6 protein-coding genes are annotated in these 6,321 nt (G+C 63.0%); all 6 read left to right on the plus strand.

The window, feature by feature from the left end; translation table 11 throughout:
- The coding region (locus B3873_RS21475) for an aconitase family protein (RefSeq protein WP_286868945.1) at positions 1 to 744 on the plus strand (744 nt) is incomplete at its 5' end.
- 36 nt (positions 745 to 780) lie between these two features.
- On the plus strand, positions 781 to 912 hold the full coding sequence (locus tag B3873_RS21480) for an entericidin A/B family lipoprotein (RefSeq protein WP_121045014.1): 132 nt from the start codon (positions 781 to 783) through the stop codon (positions 910 to 912).
- 128 nt (positions 913 to 1,040) lie between these two features.
- Positions 1,041 to 1,688, plus strand: coding sequence for a 3-isopropylmalate dehydratase small subunit (gene leuD / locus B3873_RS21485; RefSeq protein ID WP_276842691.1), 648 nt, complete (start codon positions 1,041 to 1,043; stop codon positions 1,686 to 1,688).
- A gap of 116 nt (positions 1,689 to 1,804) precedes the next feature.
- Complete coding sequence (gene leuB, locus B3873_RS21490) at positions 1,805 to 2,875, plus strand: 3-isopropylmalate dehydrogenase (RefSeq protein ID WP_017452965.1); 1,071 nt, start codon at positions 1,805 to 1,807, stop codon at positions 2,873 to 2,875.
- Between the two features lie 121 nt (positions 2,876 to 2,996).
- A complete protein-coding gene (gene asd / locus B3873_RS21495) occupies positions 2,997 to 4,109 on the plus strand; it encodes an aspartate-semialdehyde dehydrogenase (RefSeq protein ID WP_209534443.1) in 1,113 nt (370 codons plus the stop codon).
- A 499-nt stretch (positions 4,110 to 4,608) separates the two neighbouring features.
- Positions 4,609 to 6,321 (plus strand): type IV pilus assembly protein FimV (locus B3873_RS21500; RefSeq protein ID WP_286868952.1); only part of this gene is annotated, 1,713 nt, incomplete at its 3' end.

The raw sequence follows: 6,321 nt of genomic DNA on the forward strand, positions 1-6,321 counted from the left end.
TGCAACATGGCCATCGAAGCGGGTGCCCGTGCCGGCATGGTGGCCTTCGACGACACCACCCTGGAATACCTGAAGGGCCGTCCCTTCTCGCCCTCCGGCCCGCACTGGGAGCGCGCCGTGTCGTACTGGCGCACCCTGCATTCGGACCAGGGCGCCAAGTTCGACCTGGTCGTGACCCTGAATGCCGCCGAGATCAAGCCGCAAGTCACCTGGGGCACCTCGCCCGAGATGGTGGTGGCAGTCGACGCCCGCGTTCCCGATCCCGACAAGGAAAAGGACCCGACCAAGCGCGACGGCATGGAAAAGGCCTTGGCCTACATGGCCCTGAAGCCCAACACCCCCATTGAAGACATCCGCATCGACAAGGTCTTCATCGGCTCCTGTACCAATTCCCGCATCGAAGATTTGCGCGAAGCGGCCAAGGTGGTGCGTGGCAAGTTCCGCGCCTCCAACGTCAAGCTGGCGATGGTGGTGCCGGGTTCGGGCCTGGTGAAGGAACAGGCAGAACGTGAAGGTCTGGACAAGATCTTCCGCGATGCCGGCTTCGAATGGCGTGAACCGGGCTGCTCCATGTGCCTGGCCATGAATGCCGACCGCCTGGAACCGGGCGAGCGCTGCGCCTCAACCTCGAACCGCAATTTCGAAGGCCGCCAGGGCGCCGGTGGCCGTACTCACCTGGTGAGCCCGGCCATGGCCGCGGCGGCTGGCATTGCCGGTCACTTCGTGGACGTGCGCTCTCTGTAAGCACGGGCTTGTGAATCTTTTCGAGAGAATACAACCATGAAAAAAATCTCCGCTCTGGTTCTGCTGGCCGTCGCCCTGGGGGCGCTGGCCGGTTGCAATACCGTCAACGGATTCGGCAAGGATGTCGAAAAGGTCGGCGAAAAGATGCAGGACGCCAGCAAGAAATAAGCAGAAAAACGCAGGATCAGACAGTGCAAGGCTGCGGCCAGCGTGCCGCAGCTTCAGTTTTTGAACAGGAAACAGGAAGGGCAGGGCAGAGCAATCAGCAATCGCCCCGCCGACCCGAGGTCAAGCTCATGAATAAATTTATCGTGCATGAAGGACTGGTAGCGCCGCTGGATCGCGCCAACGTCGATACCGATGCGATCATCCCCAAGCAATTCCTGAAGTCGATCAAGCGCAGCGGCTTCGGCCCCAACCTGTTCGACGAATGGCGTTACCTGGACCATGGCGAGCCGGGCATGGACAACAGCAAGCGTCCGGTGAACCCCGATTTCGTGCTCAACCAGGAGCGCTATCAAGGGGCGTCCATCCTGCTGTCGCGCAAGAACTTCGGCTGCGGCTCTTCGCGTGAACATGCGCCCTGGGCGCTGGACCAGTACGGCTTCCGCGCCGTGATCGCGCCCAGCTTTGCCGACATCTTCTTCAACAACTGCTACAAGAACGGCCTGCTGCCCATCGTCCTGACCGAACAACAGGTCGATCACCTGTTCAATGAAGTCAAGGCCTTCCCGGGTTACCGCCTGGTCATCGACCTGGAAAAACAGGTCGTCAGCACCACCAATGGCAGCGAAGTCTATCCGTTCGACATCAGCGAATTCCGCAAGTACTGCCTGCTGAACGGTTTCGATGACATTGGCCTGACCCTACGCAAAGCCGACACCATTCGTGCCTACGAAGAGAAACACCTGCACGAACAGCCCTGGCTGAGCAACACGATCTGAAGAGGATCGTCGAGACAACAGCAAAGGGCGGTCAGATGGCCGCCCTTGTCGTTACTGTCGTTACTTATTCCAAGAACGTCTTCCAGCACGGCTGGAAACACTGAGAAAGAGAAACCATGAAGATTGCTATCCTGCCGGGTGACGGCATCGGTCCCGAGATCGTCGACGAAGCCGTCCGCGTGCTCAATGCCCTGGACGAAAAGTTCGAGATGGAAACCGCCCCGGTCGGCGGCGCCGGCTATGAAGCGCACGGCCATCCGCTGCCGGACGGCACCCTGAAGCTGGCCAAGGAAGCCGATGCCATTCTCTTCGGTGCGGTGGGTGACTGGAAGTACGACAAGCTGGAACGCGCGCTGCGCCCCGAGCAAGCCATCCTGGGCCTGCGCAAGCACCTGCAGCTGTTCGCCAACTTCCGTCCGGCGATCTGCTATCCGGAGCTGACCGGTGCTTCTTCCCTGAAGCCCGAACTGGTGGCCAACCTGGACATCCTGATCGTGCGCGAACTGAACGGCGACATCTATTTCGGCCAGCCGCGCGGCATGCGCGAAGCGCCGGACGGTCCGTTCAAGGGCGCACGTGAAGGTTTTGATACCATGCGCTATTCGGAACCGGAAATCCGCCGCATCGCCCACGTCGCCTTCCAGGCCGCCGCCAAGCGCGGCAAGCGCCTGTGCAGCGTGGACAAGGCCAACGTGCTGGAAACCTTCCAGTTCTGGAAAGACATCGTCACCGAGGTCGGCAAGGAATACCCGGACGTCGAGCTGTCGCACATGTACGTGGACAACGCCGCCATGCAGCTGGTGAAGGCACCGAAGAACTTCGACGTCATCGTCACCGGCAACATGTTCGGCGACATCCTCTCGGACGCCGCCGCCATGCTGACCGGTTCGATCGGCATGCTGCCCTCGGCCTCGCTGGATGCCAACAACAAGGGCCTGTATGAACCTTCACACGGCTCGGCCCCGGACATCGCTGGCAAGGGCATCGCCAATCCGCTGGCGACCATCCTGTCGGCAGCGATGATGCTGCGCTTCTCCTTGAACCGTGCCGAGCAGGCCGACCGCATCGAGAACGCCGTGAAGAAAGTGCTTGCGCAAGGTCTGCGCACCGCCGATATTTATGAAGAAGGCTGCACCAAGGTCAACACCCAGCAGATGGGTGAAGCCGTGGTCAAGGCCCTCGCCTGAGATCAACGTCGTCTGGCCGCGCCCCAACCGGTGCGGCCAGGCGCTTGAAATGCCGGATGGTCCGGCGCAAATGGGTTCAATCTGATTTGTTCACCATGGAAGTTCTAAATAGGGAAAGATGATGAAACTGGTTGGTTTGGTTGGCTGGCGTGGAATGGTGGGTTCGGTCCTGATGCAACGCATGCAGGATGAAGGTGATTTCGATCACATCGAACCGGTGTTTTTCTCGACTTCGAATGCGGGCGGCAAGGCGCCGTCGTTTGCCAAAACGGCAACGACCCTGAAAGACGCCAACAGCATTGAAGAACTGAAGAAATGCGACATCATCATCACCGCACAGGGCGGCGACTACACCAATGAGATCTTCCCCAAGCTGCGCGCCGCTGGCTGGGATGGCTACTGGATCGACGCGGCTTCCTCGCTGCGCATGAAGGATGATGCCGTGATCGTGCTGGATCCGGTCAACAACAACGTCATCAAGGATGCGCTGGCCAAGGGTGTGAAGAACTACATCGGCGGCAACTGCACCAACTCCATCCTGCTGATGGGCGTGGGCGGCCTGTTCAAGGAAGGCCTGGTCGAGTGGGTCAGTTCCATGACCTACCAGGCCGCTTCCGGCGGCGGCGCCAACCACATGCGCGAGCTGTTGAAGGGCATGGGCGTCATCAATGCGGCGGTGGCCGATGAGCTGGCGACCCCGTCTTCGGCCATCCTGGACATCGACCGCAAGGTTGCCAAGACCATCCGTGAAGACGTGCCGACCGAATTCTTCGGCGCGCCCCTGGCTGGCGGCCTGATCCCCTGGATCGACGCCCAGCTGGAAAACGGCCAGTCCAAGGAAGAGTGGAAGGGCCAGGCCGAGGTCAACAAGATCCTGGGCAACGAGCAGATCATCCCGGTGGACGGCCTGTGCGTGCGTATCGGCGCGATGCGCTGCCATAGCTTGGCGCTGACCATCAAGCTCAAGCGCGACCTGCCCCTGGCCGAGATCGAGTCCATCATCCGTTCCGGCAACCAGTGGGTGAAGTGGGTGCCCAATGACCGCGCCGTCACGGTCAAGGAACTGACCCCGGCGTCCATTACCGGCGGCCTGGAAATCGGCGTGGGCCGCGTGCGCAAGCTGAACCAGGGGCCGGAATACATCTCCGCCTTCGTCATCGGCGACCAGCTGCTGTGGGGCGCGGCCGAACCGCTGCGCCGCATGCTGCGCATCATCCTGGGCAACCTGGAGTGATGCCGGCGGCCGGGATTCATCCCGGTCACTGCACCCGCTGCGTTGCTGCAATGCGAATAGGACTTGCCTTTCGCGTTGTCAGTCTGCAACAATAGCCCGCCAGCGTCCATGTGAGTGGATGCTGGCGGGTTTTTCTCATCTTGAGAAAGTAAGTACACTTGCGGGTGTAAGTTCTTGATGTTAATTTGAAAAGCCAATCCATTTCATGAAAGCCAACATGTGGCAGCGCCCCGGACGGACGCCTGCTGGATTTGATGAAATGGATCTGCTCCGTCCGCTGGCCTGCAAGAAAAGCCGTGAAAACAGCAAGCCGGCACGGACAAGGAGTGGCGCAGGCCGGGTTGCAGGCCGCGCGGCATCTGCCCCATTCACGGAGTGGTACGGCATTCCCAGGCCAGCACCGGGTTGAACGCCAGCGTGACGGGTTTGAAGCGGAACGTTTCTCTAAGCCAAACAAAACATGCCTGTACATACCAACAAGAAGCTTCCCCTGTCCCAGATGAAGACACTCAGCGCTGCCATCGCGCTGGCCATGGCCTTGCCGCTGGGGGCGCAGGCCGCCGCCCTGGGCAAGCTGACCGTGCTCTCGTCGCTGGGCCAGCCGCTGCGCGCGGAGATCGAGGTCACCGCCGTCGGTGCCGACGAGGCCGGCAAGCTTACGGCGCGCCTGGCACCGGCGGAAGCCTTCCGCCGCGCCAACATGGACTACAACCCGGTGTTGAGTTCGCTGTCCATCGTGCTGGAGCAGCGGCAGGGACGTCATGTCATCCGCATCAGTTCGTCCCAGCCGGTCAGCGATCCCTTCGTCGACCTGTTGCTGGAACTGGGTTCGGGTGAAGCGCGGCAGTTGCGTGAATATACTTTCCTGCTCGATCCTCCTGACAGCAAGACCCCGCGCAACGCCCAGGTCGCGCCGCTGACACCGGGCAATGCCCAGGCCGCCACGGCGGCTGCGGCCGCGTCACCGGCCACACCGGCCGCCACCTCTGCGCCGGCCCCTGCTGCCGCCCCCGCGGCGGCTGCAGAAGCGCCGGCTGCTGCGATGGCGGCACCTGCTGCGGCTGAACCCGCCGCAGCGCCAGCACCGGCTGCTGCGCCTGCGGCGGCTGCGCCGATGGCCAGTGCGGCGATCCCGGTCAGCGGTGAAGAGCCGGCCACCAGCATCGTGCAGCGTCCTGCTCCTTCGCCGCTGGCGGAAGAACTGATCCGCCGCCAGCAGGCCGCCCCCGAAAATACCCCGGCTTCGGCCAGCCCGGATGCCATGGCGACCGCGCCGGCCGCCGGTCCTGCCGCCTCCGGCAGCGTGGCCGCCCCCGCAACAGCACCGGCTGCGGCCAGCGGCGGCAAGAGCGCCGATTATCGCGTCAAGCCCGGTGATACGCTGGGCAGCATCGCCAACCGCAACCAGCAGCCCAATGTCTCGCTGGATCAGATGCTGATTGCGCTGTACCGCGCCAATCCGGACGCATTCCAGGGCAACAACATCAACCGTCTGCGGGCGGGCAAGATCCTGTCGATCCCCGACCAGCCCACGGCTGCCGCCGTCGACCGCGACGAAGCGCGCGGCATGGTCGTTGCGCAGGCCCAGGACTTCAACGCTTACCGCAACAAGCTGGCAGGACAGGTCGCCAATGCACCGGCCGGCAAGGCGGGCAGCAATCGCCAGAGCGGCGGGGGCAAGATCACCGCGCGGGTAGAGGAGCGTTCCGGCACCCAGGATGCACGGGATCGCCTGGAGCTCTCGCGCGCCAACAAAGGCCGTGGCAAGACCGGCAACGCGGGCGCCGCTGCCGAGGACAAGGCCGCCAGCGAACGTGCGTTGGCCGAAGCCAATGACCGCGTCAAGGATCTGGAAAAGAACGTCGACAACCTCCAGAAACTGCTGGAGCTGAAGAACAAGACCATCGCCGACCTGACCGCGCAGCAGCAGAAGGAGGCGGAGGCCGCCAAACCGGCAGCTGAGGCAACGGCCGCGCCTGCCGCCGACAAGCCGGCCGAGGGTGGCGACACCAAGCCCGAGGACAAGCCGATGCCTGCCGCTGCGCCCGCCCCGGCAGCCGTCGCTGCACCCGCTACCCCGGCGGCCGCACCGGCGGACAAGTCCGCCAAGTCCGGTGGTTTCGTCGACAAGATCAAGGAAAATCCCTACATCGTGGCCGGTGCGGGCGTCCTGGTCGCGCTGCTGGCAGTCGGTGGCGGCGTGCTGGCCATG

The sequence above is a fragment of the Herbaspirillum sp. UBA812 genome, assembly GCF_002296545.1.
GTDB lineage: Bacteria > Pseudomonadota > Gammaproteobacteria > Burkholderiales > Burkholderiaceae_D > Herbaspirillum > Herbaspirillum huttiense.